The sequence below is a fragment of the Actinophytocola algeriensis genome (assembly GCF_014203735.1).
GTDB lineage: Bacteria > Actinomycetota > Actinomycetes > Mycobacteriales > Pseudonocardiaceae > Actinophytocola > Actinophytocola algeriensis.
Map to the genome: position 1 here is coordinate 155,300 of NZ_JACHJQ010000011.1, position 17,060 is coordinate 172,359.

The 17,060-nt window shown below is 71.2% G+C and carries 21 protein-coding genes; 6 read left to right on the forward strand and 15 right to left on the reverse strand.

Translation table 11 applies throughout. The annotated features are described in order from the left end of the window. Window positions 1-21: 21 nt before the first annotated feature. Window positions 22-936 carry a DMT family transporter gene (locus tag FHR82_RS47830; RefSeq protein ID WP_311771503.1) on the forward strand — a complete coding sequence of 305 codons (915 nt, stop codon included), beginning with the start codon at window positions 22-24 and terminating at the stop codon, window positions 934-936. 11 nt (window positions 937-947) lie between these two features. Here FHR82_RS47830 and FHR82_RS40190 read toward each other — a convergent pair whose 3' ends face one another. Next, window positions 948-2,342: a class II fumarate hydratase gene (locus FHR82_RS40190; RefSeq protein ID WP_184815896.1), complete on the reverse strand. Its 1,395-nt coding sequence runs from the start codon at window positions 2,340-2,342 to the stop codon at window positions 948-950. Between the two features lie 89 nt (window positions 2,343-2,431). Between FHR82_RS40190 and FHR82_RS40195 the strand changes: the two genes are divergently transcribed. Beyond that, window positions 2,432-3,427 (forward strand): NAD(P)/FAD-dependent oxidoreductase, encoded by a 996-nt coding sequence (locus tag FHR82_RS40195; RefSeq protein WP_184815897.1) that lies wholly within the window; start codon window positions 2,432-2,434, stop codon window positions 3,425-3,427. Between the two features lie 49 nt (window positions 3,428-3,476). Then, complete coding sequence (locus FHR82_RS40200; protein WP_311771504.1) at window positions 3,477-3,854, forward strand: DUF2784 domain-containing protein; 378 nt, start codon at window positions 3,477-3,479, stop codon at window positions 3,852-3,854. On the opposite strand, the gene FHR82_RS40205 is transcribed toward FHR82_RS40200, so the two are convergent. The 4 genes from FHR82_RS40205 to glpX form a co-directional block, all read right to left on the reverse strand. Continuing rightward, entirely contained in the window at window positions 3,811-4,323 is a 513-nt protein-coding gene (locus tag FHR82_RS40205) for a L,D-transpeptidase (RefSeq protein WP_184815898.1), read from the reverse strand. The genes FHR82_RS40200 and FHR82_RS40205 overlap by 44 nt on opposite strands. Window positions 4,324-4,392: 69 nt before the next feature. After that, entirely contained in the window at window positions 4,393-4,959 is a 567-nt protein-coding gene (locus FHR82_RS40210; protein ID WP_184815899.1) for a L,D-transpeptidase, read from the reverse strand. 106 nt (window positions 4,960-5,065) lie between these two features. Beyond that, complete coding sequence (locus FHR82_RS40215; protein WP_184815900.1) at window positions 5,066-5,833, reverse strand: S1 family peptidase; 768 nt, start codon at window positions 5,831-5,833, stop codon at window positions 5,066-5,068. Between the two features lie 137 nt (window positions 5,834-5,970). Further along, window positions 5,971-7,038, reverse strand: a complete 1,068-nt coding sequence (glpX, locus tag FHR82_RS40220; RefSeq protein ID WP_184815901.1) for a class II fructose-bisphosphatase — start codon at window positions 7,036-7,038, stop codon at window positions 5,971-5,973. 177 nt (window positions 7,039-7,215) lie between these two features. Here glpX and FHR82_RS40225 point away from each other — a divergent pair, with 177 nt between their 5' ends. Then, window positions 7,216-7,809 carry a DUF4245 domain-containing protein gene (locus FHR82_RS40225; RefSeq protein ID WP_184815902.1) on the forward strand — a complete coding sequence of 198 codons (594 nt, stop codon included), beginning with the start codon at window positions 7,216-7,218 and terminating at the stop codon, window positions 7,807-7,809. Here FHR82_RS40225 and FHR82_RS40230 read toward each other — a convergent pair. The 8 genes from FHR82_RS40230 to dapE form a co-directional block, all read right to left on the reverse strand. Then, window positions 7,798-8,373 (reverse strand): DNA-3-methyladenine glycosylase I, encoded by a 576-nt coding sequence (locus tag FHR82_RS40230; protein WP_184815903.1) that lies wholly within the window; start codon window positions 8,371-8,373, stop codon window positions 7,798-7,800. The genes FHR82_RS40225 and FHR82_RS40230 overlap by 12 nt on opposite strands. Next, window positions 8,370-8,684 (reverse strand): DivIVA domain-containing protein, encoded by a 315-nt coding sequence (locus tag FHR82_RS40235; RefSeq protein WP_184815904.1) that lies wholly within the window; start codon window positions 8,682-8,684, stop codon window positions 8,370-8,372. Before FHR82_RS40235 ends, FHR82_RS40230 begins: the two co-directional genes overlap by 4 nt. A 111-nt stretch (window positions 8,685-8,795) precedes the next feature. Further along, the gene (locus FHR82_RS40240; protein ID WP_184815905.1) at window positions 8,796-9,716 is read right to left on the reverse strand and encodes a glucosyl-3-phosphoglycerate synthase; all 921 of its coding nucleotides are present in this window, start codon (window positions 9,714-9,716) and stop codon (window positions 8,796-8,798) included. Then, window positions 9,716-10,585 (reverse strand): dihydropteroate synthase, encoded by an 870-nt coding sequence (folP, locus tag FHR82_RS40245; protein ID WP_311771505.1) that lies wholly within the window; start codon window positions 10,583-10,585, stop codon window positions 9,716-9,718. Before folP ends, FHR82_RS40240 begins: the two co-directional genes overlap by 1 nt. Before the next feature lie 81 nt (window positions 10,586-10,666). Then, on the reverse strand, window positions 10,667-11,443 hold the full coding sequence (locus FHR82_RS40250; protein ID WP_184815906.1) for an LOG family protein: 777 nt from the start codon (window positions 11,441-11,443) through the stop codon (window positions 10,667-10,669). Window positions 11,444-11,453: 10 nt separating this feature from the next. After that, on the reverse strand, window positions 11,454-12,011 hold the full coding sequence (ybiA, locus tag FHR82_RS40255; RefSeq protein ID WP_184815907.1) for a riboflavin biosynthesis intermediates N-glycosidase: 558 nt from the start codon (window positions 12,009-12,011) through the stop codon (window positions 11,454-11,456). A gap of 21 nt (window positions 12,012-12,032) precedes the next feature. Beyond that, window positions 12,033-12,386 (reverse strand): DUF6235 family protein, encoded by a 354-nt coding sequence (locus tag FHR82_RS40260; RefSeq protein ID WP_184815909.1) that lies wholly within the window; start codon window positions 12,384-12,386, stop codon window positions 12,033-12,035. A gap of 126 nt (window positions 12,387-12,512) precedes the next feature. Next, the gene (dapE, locus tag FHR82_RS40265) at window positions 12,513-13,577 is read right to left on the reverse strand and encodes a succinyl-diaminopimelate desuccinylase (protein ID WP_184815910.1); all 1,065 of its coding nucleotides are present in this window, start codon (window positions 13,575-13,577) and stop codon (window positions 12,513-12,515) included. A gap of 43 nt (window positions 13,578-13,620) precedes the next feature. Between dapE and dapD the strand changes: the two genes are divergently transcribed. After that, window positions 13,621-14,592: a 2,3,4,5-tetrahydropyridine-2,6-dicarboxylate N-succinyltransferase gene (dapD, locus tag FHR82_RS40270; protein ID WP_221464959.1), complete on the forward strand. Its 972-nt coding sequence runs from the start codon at window positions 13,621-13,623 to the stop codon at window positions 14,590-14,592. A 14-nt stretch (window positions 14,593-14,606) separates the two neighbouring features. After that, window positions 14,607-15,413 carry a CHAD domain-containing protein gene (locus FHR82_RS40275; RefSeq protein WP_184815912.1) on the forward strand — a complete coding sequence of 269 codons (807 nt, stop codon included), beginning with the start codon at window positions 14,607-14,609 and terminating at the stop codon, window positions 15,411-15,413. Here FHR82_RS40275 and dapC read toward each other — a convergent pair. Further along, window positions 15,402-16,499: a succinyldiaminopimelate transaminase gene (dapC, locus tag FHR82_RS40280; RefSeq protein ID WP_184815913.1), complete on the reverse strand. Its 1,098-nt coding sequence runs from the start codon at window positions 16,497-16,499 to the stop codon at window positions 15,402-15,404. The two genes, FHR82_RS40275 and dapC, sit on opposite strands and share 12 nt — an antisense overlap. 163 nt (window positions 16,500-16,662) lie before the next feature. Further along, window positions 16,663-16,989: a ferredoxin gene (fdxA, locus tag FHR82_RS40285; protein WP_184815915.1), complete on the reverse strand. Its 327-nt coding sequence runs from the start codon at window positions 16,987-16,989 to the stop codon at window positions 16,663-16,665. Between the last annotated feature and the right edge of the window lie 71 nt (window positions 16,990-17,060).

Below are 17,060 nucleotides of genomic sequence, written 5' to 3' on the forward strand. Positions count from 1 at the left end.
TAATTCGGCGAGGGTGTGGTCGTGCAACTCGAGACCACTCCCCGGGCCGGGCGTGCCGTGGGGCTCGCCGCGTCCGCCTGCGTGCTCGTCGGGGCCGCCGTGCCGGTCACCGGTCTGCTCGACGGTTATCCCGTGCTGTCCGCGCAGGCCCTTCGCTACGGCATCGGTGCCGTGCTGCTGCTGGGCTGGTTGCTCGCGACCGGTCGGCGCGTGCCGGTGCCGACCGCGAAGGACCTGGTCGGGCTGACCGTGATGGTCGGGTTCGGCATGCTCGGGTTCAACGCGGCGATCCTCGTGGGGCAGCGGTACGCGACGCCCGGGTTCATCGCGGCCATGCTCGGCGCGTCGCCGCTGGTGCTCGCGGTGGTCGCGCCCGCGCTGCGTGGCAGGCGGCCGTCGTCGTACGCCGTCGGCGGGGCGGTGGTCGTGGGGCTCGGTGTGGTCGTGCTGAGCGGCGGTGGGTCGTGGCACGGGCCGGGGCTGGCGCTCGCGTTGCTCGTGATGGCGTGCGAGGTGGCGTTCACGCTCGGCGGCGTGGGCGTGGTGGCCCGGCTGGGCGCGGTCGCCGCGTCGATGTGGTCGTGCGTGCTCGCCGCGGTCGGCGGGGCCGTGGTCGCGACGTTCCTGGACGGCACCTCGGCGTGGCGGACGCCCACCGCGACCGAGGCGACCGCGATCGTCGTGCTCGGGTCGCTGGTCACCGCGGTCGCGTTCGGGTGCTGGTACACCGGGGTGGCGGTGCTCGGCGCCGACCGGGCCGGGGTGCTGGTCGGGCTGATGCCGGTCGCGGGGCTGGTGGCTGCCGTGGTGCTGGGGCGGCAGCCACTGACCGTGGTCGCGGCGGGCGGCGCGCTGCTGGTCGCCGCCGGCTGTGCGCTCGGGCTCGCGCGTCCGCCGCGTGCCGTGCGCGATCCGGTGGTGGCCTCGGTGGGCTGAGCGTGGTTCGGTCAGCCGCCGCGTGCCATGCGGAGCACGTCGAGTGCCTCGTCGAGCTGGGCCTCGGTCAGCTTGCCGTTCTCGACGTGGCCGCGTTCCAGCACGACCTCGCGGATGGTCCTGCGTTCCTTGAGCGACTGCTTCGCGATGGCCGCAGCTTCCTCGTAGCCGAGGTAGCGGTTCAGCGGGGTGACGATCGACGGGGACGATTCGGCCAGCTCACGCATGCGCTCGACGTTGGCCTCGACACCGGCGAACACCTTGTCCGCCAGCAGCCGCGCGACCGCGGACAGCAGGCGGGCCGACTCCAGCACGTTGCGCGCGATGACCGGGAGCATCACGTTGAGCTGGAAGTTGCCCTGCGAGCCTGCGAACGCGACTGCCGCGTCGTTGCCGATGACCTGCGCGACCACCATCATCGTGGCCTCGGAGATCACCGGGTTCACCTTGCCCGGCATGATCGAGCTGCCCGGCTGCAGGTCCGGCAGGGCCAGCTCGCCGAGGCCGGTGCGCGGGCCGGAGCCGAGCCACCGCACGTCGTTGGCGATCTTGAACAGCGCCACCGCGACGGCCCGGAGCTGGCCGGACACCTCGACGACGCTGTCCTGCGACGCCTGCGCCTCGAAGTGGTCGCGCGCCTCGGTCAGCGGCAGGTCGGTCAGCCGCGCCAGCTCCTCGGCGACCGCCGCGCCGAAGCCGTCCGGCGCGTTCAGGCCGCTGCCGACCGCGGTGCCGCCGATGGGCAGCTCGCCGAGCCTGGGCAGCGTGTCCGTGAGGCGTTCGATGCCGTAGCGGACCTGCGCGGCCCACGCGCCCGCCTCCTGACCGAGCGTCACCGGCACGGCGTCCATCAGGTGCGTGCGACCGGACTTCACGAGGTCGGCCCACTCGGCGGCGCGGCCCTCGACGACCTCCGCGAGGTGGGTCAGGGCGGGGACGAGGTCGCGGACGACGGCCTCGGTCGCGGCGACGTGGATGGTCGTCGGGAACGTGTCGTTCGACGACTGCGACGCGTTGACGTGGTCGTTCGGGTGCACGTCGCGGCCGAGGGTGCGCGTGGCGATGGTGGCGATGACCTCGTTGGCGTTCATGTTCGACGACGTGCCGGAGCCGGTCTGGAACACGTCGATCGGGAAGTGGTCGTCGTGGCGGCCCTCGGCGACCTCGTCCGCCGCGGCGGCGATGGCCTTCGCGACGTCGGCGTCCAGCACCCCGAGGCGTTCGTTGACGCGCGCGGTGGCGCCCTTGAGCAGGCCGAGCGCGCGGATCTGTGCGCGCTCCAGGCCGCGGCCCGAGATGGGGAAGTTCTCGACGGCGCGCTGGGTCTGGGCCCGCCAGAGCGCGTCGGCCGGAACCCGGACCTCGCCCATCGTGTCGTGCTCGATCCTGAACTGATTCTCGGTCATGTAACCAGTTTGATCGCCCAACCCGGCGTGCGCCCGGGTAGCTTGTGGTGTTGCCGGACACGTTCTCCCACCACGCCGGGTAGGTGCGCATGAGTTCCGTAGAGACCCCGTCCGAGGTTGACCTGCTGATCGTGGGAGCGGGTCCGACCGGCCTGTACGCGGCCTACTACGCGGGCTTCCGCGAACTGTCCACGGCGATCGTCGACTCGCTGCCGGAGGCGGGTGGTCAGGTGACCGCCATGTACCCGGAGAAGCAGATCTTCGACGTGGCCGGGTTCCCGTCGATCATCGGCCGCGACCTGGTGTCGGCGCTCGTGGAGCAGGCGAACCAGTTCAAGCCCGCCTACCTGCTGGGGCGCAAGGCACGGACCGTCACCGAACTGGACGACGGCGGGTACCTCGTCGGGCTCGACGACGGCGCCGAGCTGCGGGCCGGTGCGATCCTGATCACCGCGGGCATGGGCGAGTTCTCGCCGCGCCCGCTGCCCGCGGGCGACGGGTGGCTCGGCCGCGGCATGGTGCACTTCGTGCCGGCGCTGGAGGAGCACCGCGACCAGCACGTGGTGGTGGTCGGCGGTGGCGACTCGGCGTTCGACTGGGCGCTGTCGCTGCACCCGATCGCGAAGTCGGTGACGATCGTCCACCGCCGCAACAAGTTCCGTGCGTTCGCGGCGACCGTGCGCCAGGTGCGGGAGCTGGGCGTGCCGATCATCACCGACGCTCAGGTCACCGCACTGCGGGGCGACGATGCCGGCCTGGTCGAGGTCGAGCTGGCGGTCGCGTCCGATCCGGCGCCGGTGGTGCTGCCCGCGCAGACCGTGGTGGCGGCGCTGGGGTTCACCGCCGACCTCGGCCCGATCGAGTCGTGGGGCCTGGAGATCACGCGGCGCGCGGTCACCGTCGACACCACGATGAAGACGGCGCGGGAGCGGATCTACGCGGCGGGTGACATCGCCGCGTACCCGGGCAAGGTGAAGCTGATCGCGACCGGTTTCGGCGAGGCGGCGACGGCGGTGAACAACATCGCGGTGGCGCTCAACCCGGACGCGCACCTGTTCCCTGGCCATTCGAGCGACGTGAGTTAGGACCTGCGGGTATCGCTGGGTCGGGACCACATGCGGGGAGGAGGACTCAGTGCTCGCCACGGCGGTGATGGCCGTGCACTTCCTGGTGCTGGCCTACATCGTCCTGGGTGCGTTCCTCGCGTGGCGGTGGCCGCGCGCGTTGGTCGTGCACGTGCCGTTTCTGTTGTGGGGCATGGGCATCGCGTTCCTCGGGTTCGTCTGCCCGTTGACGGAGCTGGAGAACTGGCTGCGCGGGCGCGACGGCGACCCGGACGGGTTCATCGCGGAGTACCTGGACGGGGTGCTGTACCCGGACGAGTACCTGGTGGCGTCGCGGGTGCTCGCGGCCGTCGTGGTGGTCGCGTCCTACACGGGAGCGGTCGTGCTGTGGCGTCGCCGCCGGGCTACGGCACCACCTGAACCACTGCGCCCACCGGCAGGGCGGTGAAGAACGCCTGGGCGTTGGCCATCTCGAGGCGGATGCAGCCGTGGGAGTCCTCGTCCAACCGGCCCTCGTGGAAGGCGATGCCGTCCGGGGCGAAGAACACCGAGTACGGCATCGGGTCGCCGTAGATGCTGCTCGTGTGTTCCTGGTCCTTCCACGCCACCGGCCAGGTGCCGGTCGGGGTCGGGTTCGTCGTGCCGCCGTGGGTGATGCGCACCGGGCCCAGCGTCACGGCGCCGTTTGCCAGCAACCACGCCTGTCTCGTCGACAGGCTCACGCAGGCGCTCACGTTCGGGGCGCACGGCGGCGGGGGCGGCGGGGTGACCGTGGTCGTCGTGGTGACGGGCGCGGTCGTGGTCGTCGTCGTGGTGGGCTTGGGGTCGGTCGGCACTGGGCCTGCCGCTGCCTGGGTCGCGCAGCCCGACAGCAGCGCGACCGCCAGTAGCGCCAGGCCGGCCAGTCCTCGTCTCATGTCCACCTTCCGCGGCGTGTGTGGGAACCACCTCTTACCCACGACCCGCCACGGAAAATGGTTGCACGGCTACGGCACCACCTGCACGGTGTCGCCCACGGCCAGCCCGTTGTAGTACGCCTCGGCGGCCGCCCACGACAGGTGGATGCAGCCGTGCGACGGATCGCTCAGGCTGCCCTGGTGGAAGGCGATCCCGCCGTTGAAGAACACCGAGAACGGCATCGGTGCGTCGTCGAATAGGCTCGACTTGTGGTCGATGTCCTTCCAGCCCACGTGGAACGTGCCCGGCGGGGTTTCCCAGCCGGGGCGGCCGTGGGTGATCTGGGCCGGGCCGAAGGTCACGACACCGTCGGCGAGCAGCCACGACTTGTTGGCCGACAGGTCGATGCACGCGTCGACGCCCGCGTCACACGGGACGCCGGCGGGCGGCGGAGGTGCTTCCTTCACGATCGTCTCGTTCGCCGCCGCCACCTTCGGCAGTGGTGGCATCGGGACGGACGGCACCGTCGACAACGTAGTCGGCGTCGTCGTCACCGGTGGGGTGGTCGGTGCGGGTGCGGCGGTCGGGGTGCTCGCACACGCCGACACCAGCCCTAAGCTCGCGATCGCGAGGCCTGCCAACACTCTCGTGCGCATGTGGTGAAGACGTCACAGGACACGGGCACGTTGTCGTGGTGATCCAACCGTGACACACGAAAATGCCGCGTTCGCCTGGGCGAACGCGGCATTTCGGGACAAATGGTCAGCCGGTGTGCTGGGCGATCCAGTCGGCGTAGGCGGTCGCGTCCGTGTAGATCGACGGGCCCGTCGCGCACGTGGGGTCGTTGTTGCCGCTGCGGCTGGTCACGCCGATCAGCTGCCAGCTGCTGCCGTCACCCACGATCTGCGGGCCGCCGGAGTCGCCGTAGCAGGCGCCCGCGTTGCCGCCCGGGTTGCTGGTGCACAGCTCCAGCGCACCGTCGATGCCGGTGCAGTCACCCGCGTCGAGCACGGACACGTCCAGCTGCTGCAGGAAGTCCGGGGCGCCGCAGCCGCCCGGCTCCGGGCAGGTCTGGCCCCATCCGAGCAGGCGCGACGCGGTGCCGGCCGGTGCGTCGCCCGCCAGCGAGACCGGCGCGGAGGTGGCCGGTGCGGCCAGCCTGACCAGTGCGATGTCGTTGCCCGCGGAGACGCCGTCGTAGCCCTCGTGGACGATGATCTCGGCGGCCTGCGCCTCCTCGCCACCCGATGCGTACTCGTTGCTGCCGATGCGCAGACCGACGCTTTCCGCCGACGTGCCCTCGACGCAGTGCGCCGCGGTCAGCACCCAGTCGGCGCTGATCAGCGAACCGCCGCAGAAGTGACTTCCGCCGTCCTGCAGGGAAACCATGAACGAGTAGGTCTGGTCGGCGTCGCCGCCGCCAACGATCATCGGCGTCACGCCGGGTTCGTCGGCTGCCGCCGTCCCCATCCCCGCCAGTACCGTCGCCGCGCCGGTGAGAAGGCCCACGACCAGAGAACGTGCCCGCATTCTCTCTCCTTCCACTGCCCCGTGCCCGATCTGGGCACTCAGCGGAAGGTAGTTGGCCTACGCGGACGTCAGGCACCGTCGAAAGTAGGACCGGCCCGAATTCCCTACCATCGTCGGGTCGGTCCTTTATAGACGTTCTAGGGCAATGGCGGAATGGGATGCTCCGTCGTGGTCTCCGACAACCGGTCGAAGTCCACTGTGGAGTACTTGCGGAGCTTTTCCAGGCGGTGGAAGCCATCGATCATCCGTACGGTGCCGGACTTCGAGCGCATCACGATCGACTGGGTGGTGCAGCCGCCGCTGCGGTAGTGCACCCCGCGCAGCAGGTCGCCGTCGGTGATGCCGGTCGCGCAGAAGAACGCGTTGTCACCACTTACCAGATCCTCGGTCCGCAGCACGCGGTCGAGGTCGTGACCCGCGCCGATCGCCTTCTCGCGCTCCGCGTCGTCCTTGGGCCACAGGCGGCCCTGGATCTCGCCGCCCATGCACTTGAGCGCGCACGCCGTGATGATGCCCTCCGGGGTGCCGCCGATGCCGATCAGCATGTCGACACCGGTGTTGGGACGGGCGGCGGAGATGGCGCCCGCGACGTCGCCGTCGGAGATGAAGTGGATCCGGGCGCCCGCCTCGCGGACCGCCCTGACCAGGTCGGCGTGCCGGGCGCGGTCGAGGATGCACACGGTCACGTCGGACACGTCGGTGTGCTTGGCCTTCGCGACGCGGCGGATGTTCTCCGCCACCGGGGCGGTGATGTCGATGACCTCGGCGGCCTCCGGGCCGACCGCGAGCTTCTCCATGTAGAACACGGCCGACGGGTCGAACATGGCGCCGCGCTCGGTGGCCGCGAGGACCGCGATCGCGTTCGGCATGCCCTTCGCCATGAGCGTGGTGCCGTCGATCGGGTCGACCGCGACGTCGCACTCGGGGCCTTCGCCGTTGCCGACGTGCTCGCCGTTGTAGAGCATCGGCGCCTCGTCCTTCTCGCCCTCGCCGATGACCACGACGCCGCGCATCGAGACGGTGCCGACGAGCTTGCGCATGGCGTCCACCGCCGCGCCGTCGCCACCGTTCTTGTCACCGCGGCCGACCCAGCGGCCCGCGGCCATCGCGGCGGCCTCCGTGACCCGGACCAGCTCCAGTGCGAGGTTGCGGTCCGGCTCCTCCGGCCTGCGTTCCTGGCTTCTGGGCTCGGTCGTGGTAGTCATGCCGTCCTCCCGGAATCGCGGAGCTTGCGGAGCGATCAGTAGACGCAGTCGCGCACGTCACGGACCCCTCGATCCTCCCAGACTTCGGGATGCCGTGGTCGGTGAGCGCGCGTGAGGGTTGTCTCGCGGGGTTTGCGACGATGGGGCCGTGCCAGGAGAGCAGTGGAGGCGGTTCCGGTGAGTGACCTACCCCAGAAGCCGGATCGGGCCAGCCTGCGGATGCGCGACATGATCGGCGCCGTCGTCGTGCTGCTCCTGATCATCGGGGCCGTGCTCGCGTTCTACGGGGGCTGTGAGTTCAGTCCCGGTGGGCCGACCGTCGACCCGGACACCGCTCCCAGCGCGGACGCCTCCGGGGAACTGGAGCGGGCGGCGCGGTCGGCGGCGTTCGCGGTGCGGGAGCCGGACGTGCCCGACGGGTGGCGGCCCAACTCGACGTCCACCACCGCCGTCGGGGCCGGGGCCACCGCCAGCGTCGTCGTGCGGGTCGGGTACGTGACCACCGCGGGGGCGTTTCTGCAGCTCAGCCAGTCCGGTGGGGACGCGGGTGAGGTTGTCGCCAAGGAGACCGGGCAGGCAGAACCGCCCGCGGCCACCGGGACCGTCGACGTTGGTGGCGTGACCTGGACCACCTACCCGGGGCGTCGGGACGAGGACGCCTGGGTCGCCGATCTCGACGGTGTGGTCATGCTCGTCACCGGCAGTGCGCGGGAAGCCGAGTTCCGGCAGCTCGCCACCGCAGCCCAGGAAGCGGCGCCGCTACCGCGTTGACGCTCGCCAGCAGCTCGCCAGGTGGTCGTCCACCATGCCCGTGGCCTGCATCAGCGCGTACGCCGTCGTCGGGCCCACGAACGCGAAGCCGCGCTTCTTCAGCGCCTTCGCCATGGCCTTCGACTCGTCGGTGATCGCCGGGATCTCCGAGGTCAGCTTGGGGCGGCGGCGCCTGCGGGGCGGGGCGAAGGACCACAGCAGCTCGTCCAGCGGCACGTCCAGTTCGGCGATGGCCCGCGCGTTGCGGATCGTCGCGTCGATCTTGGCCCGGTTGCGGACTATCGAGACGTCGTTCATCAGGCGCTCGACGTCGGCCGGGCCGTACTCGGCGACCTTCTTCGGTTCGAAGCCCGCGAACGCGCGGCGGAAGCCCTCCCGCTTGCGCAGGATCGTCAGCCACGACAGCCCCGACTGGAACGCCTCAAGCGACAGCCGCTCGTACAGCGCGGTCTCGCCGTGCAGCTCGACGCCCCACTCCTCGTCGTGGTAGGCCGCGTAGTCCTCCGTCGAGTTGCCCCACGGGCAGCGGGCCACGCCGTCCGCACCGGGCAGTGCGGCGGTCACGGTGCGTCCACGTCGCCGCGGGCCGCGCGTTCGCGCAGCTCGGCGTTCTCGGCGCGCAAGTCCTCCAGCTCACCGGACAGGCGGCGCAGGACCCAGTCGACCTCGGTCATCTTGTAGCCGCGGAGCACGAGCTGGAACCGTACGTTCCGCACGTCCTCGGCCGTCACCCCCGACGAGGGCAGCCGGGTGGGTGAGGCGCCCGGCGGCAGCGCGGGCAGCTCCTCTCCCCGCCCGAAGACGACCGAGGCCAGCAGGAACACCACGGCCGCCACGAGCATCATGACGACCAGGTAGATCAGTGCCGTTGTCACGCGAGGGATGGTGTCATACGTGCCGAGGACAATTCCCAGCATTGCCGGCGACGGCAACGCGACAGGTGCGTCGGGTAGCCGGCTCGCTGCAAATTGTCCTCGTCCCGACAATCAGCGCACGAGCAGCGAACGCATGGGCGGCCGGTCCGCGACCACCACACCGGACGTGTCCGGCAGCCACTCGTCGGCCACCTGCACGAACTGCGTCAGCTCACCCGCGTGCGACGGGAGCATGCCGCAGCGCGCCAGTGCCGTGCCCAGGATCTGCCGCGCCATCAGGCCCAGCGCGCGCAGCGGCTGGTTGCGGTGCCTGCGCACACCCAGGTTGACCTGCGCGATCCCGTTCAGCCCGACGATGCCGTGCGCGTCGAGCAGCAGGCCGATCTCCACGCCGTAGCCGGACGCGAACGGCACCGACTCCAGCAGCTGCCGCGTCCCCGCGTACTCGCCGCCGAGCGGCTGGATCACGCCGGTCAGCTCGGGCCGCAGCGTCGACAGCAGCGGCCGCGCCATCAGCTCGGTCACCCGGCCGCCGCCGGAGCCCGAGGCACCTTCCGAGGTCAGCGGCCGCCGGTAGAAGCCCTTGACCAGGTGGATGTCCGGCTCCAGCAGCATCGGGCCGAGCAGCCTCGGCACGAACTCCGGGTCCGGGTCCACGAGGTCGGAGTCGAGGAACACCAGCAGGTCACCGGTGGTCGCGGCCAGGGAACGCCACAGGACCTCGCCCTTGCCGGGCACGGGTTCCAGCTCCGGCAGGACATCGGAGCGGCGCACCACGCGCGCGCCCGCCGCGAGCGACACCTCGACCGTGCGGTCCGTCGACCCGGAGTCGACCACGACCAGCTCGTCGACCAGGGAGCCGAGCAGCGGCCGGACCGACGCGATCACGTCGGCGACCGTCGCCTCCTCGTCCAGTGCCGGCAACACGACGCTGACGGTGCGGGAACCCTTGGCCGCCACCAGTTCCTCGACCGTCCATGATGGACTCTGCCAGGTCCGCTCCGCGAACCACGTGCGCGCGTCGGTGTGCATCACGCCAGTGCCCGCAGGCATCGGGCGGGCGGGCGGGTGCCCCGGATACTCGCCACCATCTCGATTACCTTCCTGGTCCTGGCCACCTCGTGCGCGCGGAACACGCGTGCGCCGGCCATTGCCGCGACGGAGGTCGCCGCGAGCGTGCCGTCCACCCGGTCGGTCACGTCCGCCCCGAGCGTCTCTCCGATGAAGTCCTTGTTGGACAACGCCATCAGCACCGGCCAGCCGGTGCCCACCAGCTCGTCGAGCCGCCGCAGCAGCTCGAGGCCGTGCCAGGTGTTCTTGCCGAAGTCGTGCGTCGGGTCGATCAGCACCCCTTCCCGTGGTACGCCGATGGCGACCATCCGCTCCGCGCGGGCGACGAGTTCCGCGGTCACCTCCGCCACCACGTCCAGGTACCGGACGCGGTGCGGGTCGGTGCGCGGGGTGGCGCCGCCGGTGTGGGAGCACACGATGCCGGCGCCGAACTCGGCCGCCACCTCGGCGAGCCGGGGGTCGGCGCCGGCCCACGTGTCGTTGACGATGTCCGCGCCGGCGGCGCACGCGGCGCGGCCGACCTCGTGCCGCCAGGTGTCGACGCTGATCACGAGCCGCGGGTGGCGCTCGCGGACCTGCTCGACGAACGGCACGACCCGGCGGATCTCCTCGTCGGCGTCGACGTGCTCGCCGTGCGCGCCCGCCCGGACGCCGCCGACGTCGACGATGTCGGCGCCCTCGGCGACCACCCGGTCCACCGCGGCGAGTGCCTCGCGGTCACCGAAGGTGGCGCCCCGGTCGTAGAAGGAGTCCCTGGTGCGGTTGACGATCGCCATCACCAGTGCGCGGTCCTGGCTGACTTCCCGGCCACCGAAGCGAAGAGTGCTCACGTCGCAAGGGTGCCACGGGGCGCGGGGGAAAACCGGACGCGATACACCGAGGTCACAATTGGTGACCTCGGGGAAACACCCTCAGTGCGTCTCTTCCCAGGCCTGGTAGGCCTCCTCGACCACCCGCACGGCGTCGTCGACGTCGTCGGTGAGGTGCAGCAGCGCGAGGTCCTTCTCGCCGATCTTGCCCTCGGTCAGGAGGCTGTCGCGCAGCCAGTTGTACAGCCCCTCCCAGTAGGACTGTCCGAAGAGGACGACCGGGAACTTGGTGACCTTCTTGGTCTGCACCAGGGTCAGCGCCTCGAAGAGCTCGTCGAGCGTGCCGAACCCGCCGGGCAGGCAGATGAACGCCTGCGAGTACTTGATGAACATCGTCTTGCGGGCGAAGAAGTACCGGAAGTTGACGCCGAGGTCCACCCACGGGTTGAGGCCCTGCTCGAAGGGCAGTTCGATGCCGAGGCCGATCGACAGCCCGCCCGCCTCCGAGCAGCCGCGGTTGACCGCTTCCATCGCACCGGGCCCACCGCCGGTGATCGCGGCGTAACCGGCCTTGGCGAGCGCGGAGCCGATGTCCATACCGAGCTTGTACTCCGCGTGGTCCCGCTGGGTGCGGGCGGACCCGAACACGGTCACCGCGCGCGGTACCTCCGCCAGCGCGCCGAACCCCTCCACGAACTCGGCCTGGATGCGCAGGACCCGCCACGGGTCGGTGTGCACCCAGTCGCCCTTGCCCCGGGAGTCGAGCAGCCGCTGGTCGGTCGTCGACGCCTCGTCGCGCCGTGACCTGCGCAGCACCACCGGTCCGCGCTGCTTCTCCGCCGGGTGCTCGTTGTCCTCGTCCTCGTGCTCGATGCTCATCCGCGCGATTCTATGCGTTGTCCCCGACGAGAACGTTGCGCACTTCACCCAGTGCGAAGCCGAGCAGGTTAAGACCGCGCCACTTCGCGGGATCCCCGGCGCGTGGGTCGTCCGCCTTCAGGCCGATGCCCCAGACGCGGTCGAGCGGGCTGGCCTCGACGAGCACGCGTTCTCCGGTGCCGAGCAGGAACGCGCGCATCTCGTGGTGCTGGGAGAACTTGAGGGTGTTGCCGTCGACGACGATGTCGGAGCGCTGGGCTTCCCAGGTGGCCTGGTCGAAGTTCCTGACCTGGCGGCCGAGGTCCTTGGCCTGCTTCGGGTGGCCGGCGGTGAGGATCCGCGCCGCGGTGCGCTGGTCGTCGAACATGACCGCCTTGCGCCACATCATGTAGTGCTCCGCGGTCGCGAAGGTGTGCTCGTCCTCGGTGAACGGCGAGGGGAACCACTGGCTGAGACAGCCCTTGCCGGAGGCGGGACCCTGGTGGCCCCAGAAGAACAGGAAACGGACCTGTTCACCGGCGGCGATGGCCTTCTCCACGTCGGCCGCGGAACGAGCGGTGGCACGCATGCGGCACATGGTGGCCCACGGTCACGGCCGGGGGCGAACGAATTCGAAACCGGGCGCCTGCTCCCACTCGCCGACGTAGATGACGTCGAACGAGTCGAAGCTGTTGATGCGGACCTTGAGCACGAGGTCGTCCTTGATGGAGACGAAGAGCTCGGCAGGCCGCCAGTAGTCGTCGACGAGCTGGTGCGTGCGGAACAGGGTCCGGTCGACCATCGAGAAGAGCGCGGCGTAGACGGCGTTGCGGCGGGTCGGGGTGGCGGTCTCGCTCCACTCGGCGAGGATCTCGGCGCCGGAGTGCATCTGGAACGGGGTGCTGGCGACGGCGTCAGCAGCGTCGTTTTCGGAGGCTTCGGGCTGGTTCTGGAAGTCGCTCATCTCGGTACCCATTTTCTTCCGGAGGTGCTCGCTGCCTGACACTTCTAAAGATAACGGCGTTGCATAACACCGTCAACGAAAGGCAGCGCGAAAACGCGGGGACCGCACGATCGAAGAAATCCGAGGTCAGGACAGGAAGCTGACCAGCACCTCCGTGCAGCGGGTGATGTCCGCGACCGGCACGAACTCCTGCTGCGTGTGGGCCAGCGTCGGGTCGCCGGGGCCGAAGTTCACCGCGGGCATGCCCAGCGCGGCGAAGCGGGCCACGTCCGTCCAGCCCAGCTTCGCGACCGGCTCACCACCGGCGGCGGCCACCAGCTCCGCCGCGGCGGGCGCCGACAGACCGGGCAGCGCACCGGGCGCCACGTCGGTCACGTGCACGTCGTAGCCCGCGAACACCTCGCGCAGGTGGGCCTCCGCCTGCGCCGGGCCGCGGTCCGGCGCGAACCGGTGGTTGACGGTCAGCACCGCCGCGTCCGGGACCACGTTGCCGCTCACGCCGCCGCCGACGCGCACCGCCTGCAGGCCCTCCCGGTAGACGCAACCGTCGATGTCGACCGTGCGGGCCTCGTAGGCGGTCAGTGTCGCCAGGGCGCCGGACAGCGCGTGGATCGCGTTGTCGCCCATCCACCCGCGCGCGGTGTGCGCCCGCCTGCCGGTCGTGCGGACCTCGATCCGCATCGTGCCCTGGCAGCCCGCCTCCACCACGGCGTTCGACGGCTCGCCCACGATCGCCAGGTCGCCGGACAGCCACTCCGGCAGGTCGCGCTCGATGCGGCCGAGACCGTTGCGGTCGGCCTCGATCTCCTCGCAGTCGTAGAACACGAACGTGACGTCGTGGCGCGGGTCCGGCAGCGTCGCGGCGGCGTGCAGCAGGACCGCGTCACCGCTCTTCATGTCCACTGTGCCGAGGCCGTGCAGGAACCCGTCGGTCCGCGTCAGCGGCAGGTTGTCGTTGACCGGCACGGTGTCCAGGTGGCCGGCCAGGACCACCCGCGACGGGCGGCCGAGCGTGGTTCGGGCCAGCACCGAGTTGCCGGATCGGATCACCTCGAGGTGCTTCGCCTGGGTGCGCAGCGCGGTCTCGACGGACTCCGCGATCAGCGCCTCGTCCTCGGACACGCTGGGGATGTCCACCAGTGCGGCGGTCAGCTCGACAGGGTCACCGGCAAGATCGAGTTCAACGGGCACGCCCGAGACGCTACCGCGCACGCCTGCGGCTACCGTTGCGGCCGTGACTAGTGCAGACACCACCGGAGCGATCGGCGTCGGCCTCGCGACGGTCACCGACGACGGCACCGTGCTCGACACCTGGTTCCCGAACCCCAAGCTGGACGACAACGCCGTGCCCGGCACCCAGCGCCTCTCCGAGCAGCAGGCGGCGGACGAGCTCGGCGCCGGGGTTTCGGCGCTGCTCGGCCCGGACGACGACCGGGCCGTCGAGGTGGTCGCGGTGCGCACCGGCACGACCGACCTGTCCGCGCCGCCCGCCGACGCCTACGACGTCTACCTGCGCCTGCACCTGCTGTCGGCGCGCCTGGTCCAGCCGCACGGGTGCAACCTCGACGGCGTCTTCGGGCTGCTGTCCAACGTCGTGTGGACCAACCACGGGCCGTGCCGCGTCGACGGCTTCTCCGCCACCCGCCTGCGGCTGCGGGCCCGAGGGCCGGTCACCGTGTACGGGGTCGACAAGTTCCCCAGGATGGTCGACTACGTGATCCCGGCCGGGGTGCGGATCGGCGACGCGGACCGGGTCCGGCTCGGCGCGCACCTCGCCACCGGCACGACCGTCATGCACGAGGGCTTCGTCAACTACAACGCGGGCACGCTGGGCGCGTCCATGGTCGAGGGCCGGATCTCGGCTGGCGTCGTGGTCGGTGACGGGTCCGACGTCGGCGGTGGCGCGTCGATCATGGGCACGCTGTCCGGCGGCGGCAAGGAGACCATCGCGCTCGGCGCGGGCTGCCTCATCGGCGCGAACGCGGGCATCGGGATCTCGCTCGGCGACAACTGCATCGTCGAGGCCGGGCTGTACGTCACGGCCGGGACGAAGGTGACGCGGCCGGACGGGACGCTCGTGAAGGCCAGAGAGCTGTCCGGAATGGACAACCTGCTGTTCCGCCGCAACTCCTCGACCGGTGCTGTCGAGGTCGTGGAGCGGACCGGGGCCGGCGTCGAACTCAACGCCGCGTTGCACGCGAACTAACTAGCATCGGGTGCATGCCCGTTGACCTGCTGCGTGCCCGGCTGGACGAGCAACTGACCGAACTGCGCGTCCACGCCGAGGTCGCCCTGGCCGACACCGACCCGGAAGGCGTGCACCAGCTGCGGGTCGCCGTCCGGCGGGCCCGGGCCGTGCTGAAGACGTCCGGCGGGTTCGACGAGCTGCGTGCCGGGCTGCGCTGGTTCTTCGGGCGGCTCGGCACGCTGCGTGACCTGGACGTGCTGCTGATGCGGTTCCGCGGCGACACGTCCGGGTTCTCGCCGGACGAGCTGGCGGCGTTCGAGCGGCTGCTCCACGGGCTGGTGGAGGACCGGGAGAAGGCGCTGCGGCGCGTGACCAGGACCCTGCGGGGGAAGCGGTACGCGAAGCTCCTCGATGAGCTGGCCGCGGTCGCGCCGTCCGGTGGTGGCGAGGCCGGTGCGGACCTGGTCGCGGAGATCGCGAAGCCGCACGACCGGCTGCGCGCCGAGATCGCGGCCATCGGCACCGACCCCTCCGACGAGCAGCTGCACGACCTGCGGATCCTCGGGAAGAAGCTGCGGTACGTCGCGGAGATGGCGACCGGCAGGCAGGCGCGGGCGCTCGTGAAGGCCACCAGGAGGTTCCAGGACGTGCTGGGTGAGTTCCACGACGCCTGTGTCGCCGAGGAACGGCTGCGGGCACTGACTCCTGGCGACCTGGACGAGGCGTTCGTGGCGGGCCGGCTCGTCGAGCGGGAACGCGTCAAGCAGCTGGAGATGCGCGCGGCCTGGTACAGCGCGTGGCTGGCTGTGGACCGGCGGGCGCTGGCGCTACGCGAGTAGGCGCGCCGCGGCGGTCTCGACGCGTTCGTCGGTCGCCGTGAGCGCGACGCGGACGTGCCGGTCGCCGGCCGGGCCGTAGAACGTGCCGGGCGCGGCCAGGATGCCGCGTGCCGCGAGCCAGTCCACGGTGGTCCACGCGTCCTCGCCGCGGGTCGACCACAGGTACAGGCCCGCCTCGGAGTGGTCGACGGTGAACCCGGCCGACTCCAGCGCGGGCCGCAGCACCGCCCTGCGCGCCGCGTAGGCGGCCTTCTGCGTGGCCACGTGCTCGTCGTCGGTGAGCGCGGCCGTCATCGCCGCCTGCACCGGGTGCGGGACGATCATGCCCGCGTGCTTGCGGACCGCGAGCAACCGCTCTACCAGAGCCGGGTCGCCGGTCACGTACCCCGCCCGGTACCCGGCGAGGTTCGAGGACTTCGACAGCGAGTGCACCGCCAGCAGGCCGTCGTGCGAGCCGCCGGACACCGACTCGTGCAGCACCGACACCGGCTCTGACTCCCAGCCCAGCGCCAGGTAGCACTCGTCGGACACCACGACGGTGCCGCGCTCACGGGCCCAGTCGACGACCTTGCGCAGGTGCTCGGGCGGCAGGACCCGGCCGGTCGGGTTGGACGGGGAGTTCAGCCACAGCAGCTTCGGTCTGGCGGGCCCGGCGGCGACCGTGCTGTCGGTCCGCAGGATGTCCGCGCCGGCCAGGCGTGCCCCGACCTCGTACGTCGGGTACGCCAGCGACGGGAGCACCACCAGGTCGCCCGCGCCGACGCCGAGCAGCGTCGGCAGCCACGCGACCAGCTCCTTCGAGCCGATCGTGGGCAGCACCGAGACCGGATCGACCAGCACCCCGTACCGCCGCGCGAGCGCGTCGGCTGCGGCCTGGCGCAGGGCGGGGGTGCCGTGGGTGGTCGGGTAGCCGGGGATCCACGCGGCGCCGGTCAGCGCCTCCTGGATGACCGGGGGCACCGGGTCGACCGGCGTGCCCACGGACAGGTCCACGAGGCCGTCCGGATGCGCGCCTGCCTTCGCGCCGGCCTCGGCCAGCGTGTCCCACGGAAAGTCCGGGAGCCGGGCTTCGAGGGCACCGCTCATCGCGAACCAGTCCGGCGCCGGTCACACCCCGGCGTGCCCACGCCGGGGAGGCGAGGAGCACGCACCGTCGCGTCCGGGGTCCGCCCCGCGACACGACGGCGGACCGATCCGGCGAACGTGGCGGAGCCACCGAGCAGGCCGGGCCCAGAGGGCAGCGTCCTGCTCACTCGTCGTGCTGGACGGGTGCCAGGTCCTTGATCCACTGCGGGTCGTTGGGCGTCTTGCCCACCTTGGCCGCGCCGCCCGGCGAGCCGAGCTCGTCGAAGAAGTCGACGTTGGCCTTGGTGTAGTCCTTCCACTGGTCGGGGACGTCGTCCTCGTAGTAGATGGCCTCCACCGGGCACACCGGCTCACACGCGCCGCAGTCCACGCACTCGTCGGGGTGGATGTAGAGCATCCGGTCACCCTCGTAGATGCAGTCGACCGGGCACTCCTCGATGCATGCCTTGTCGAGCAGGTCGACGCACGGCTCAGCGATCACGTAGGTCACTGCTTCTCCTGTTTGATGTCCAGCGTGTCCAGCAAGGCACGAGGTTACCGGCCGCCGCTAGTATCCCTCTC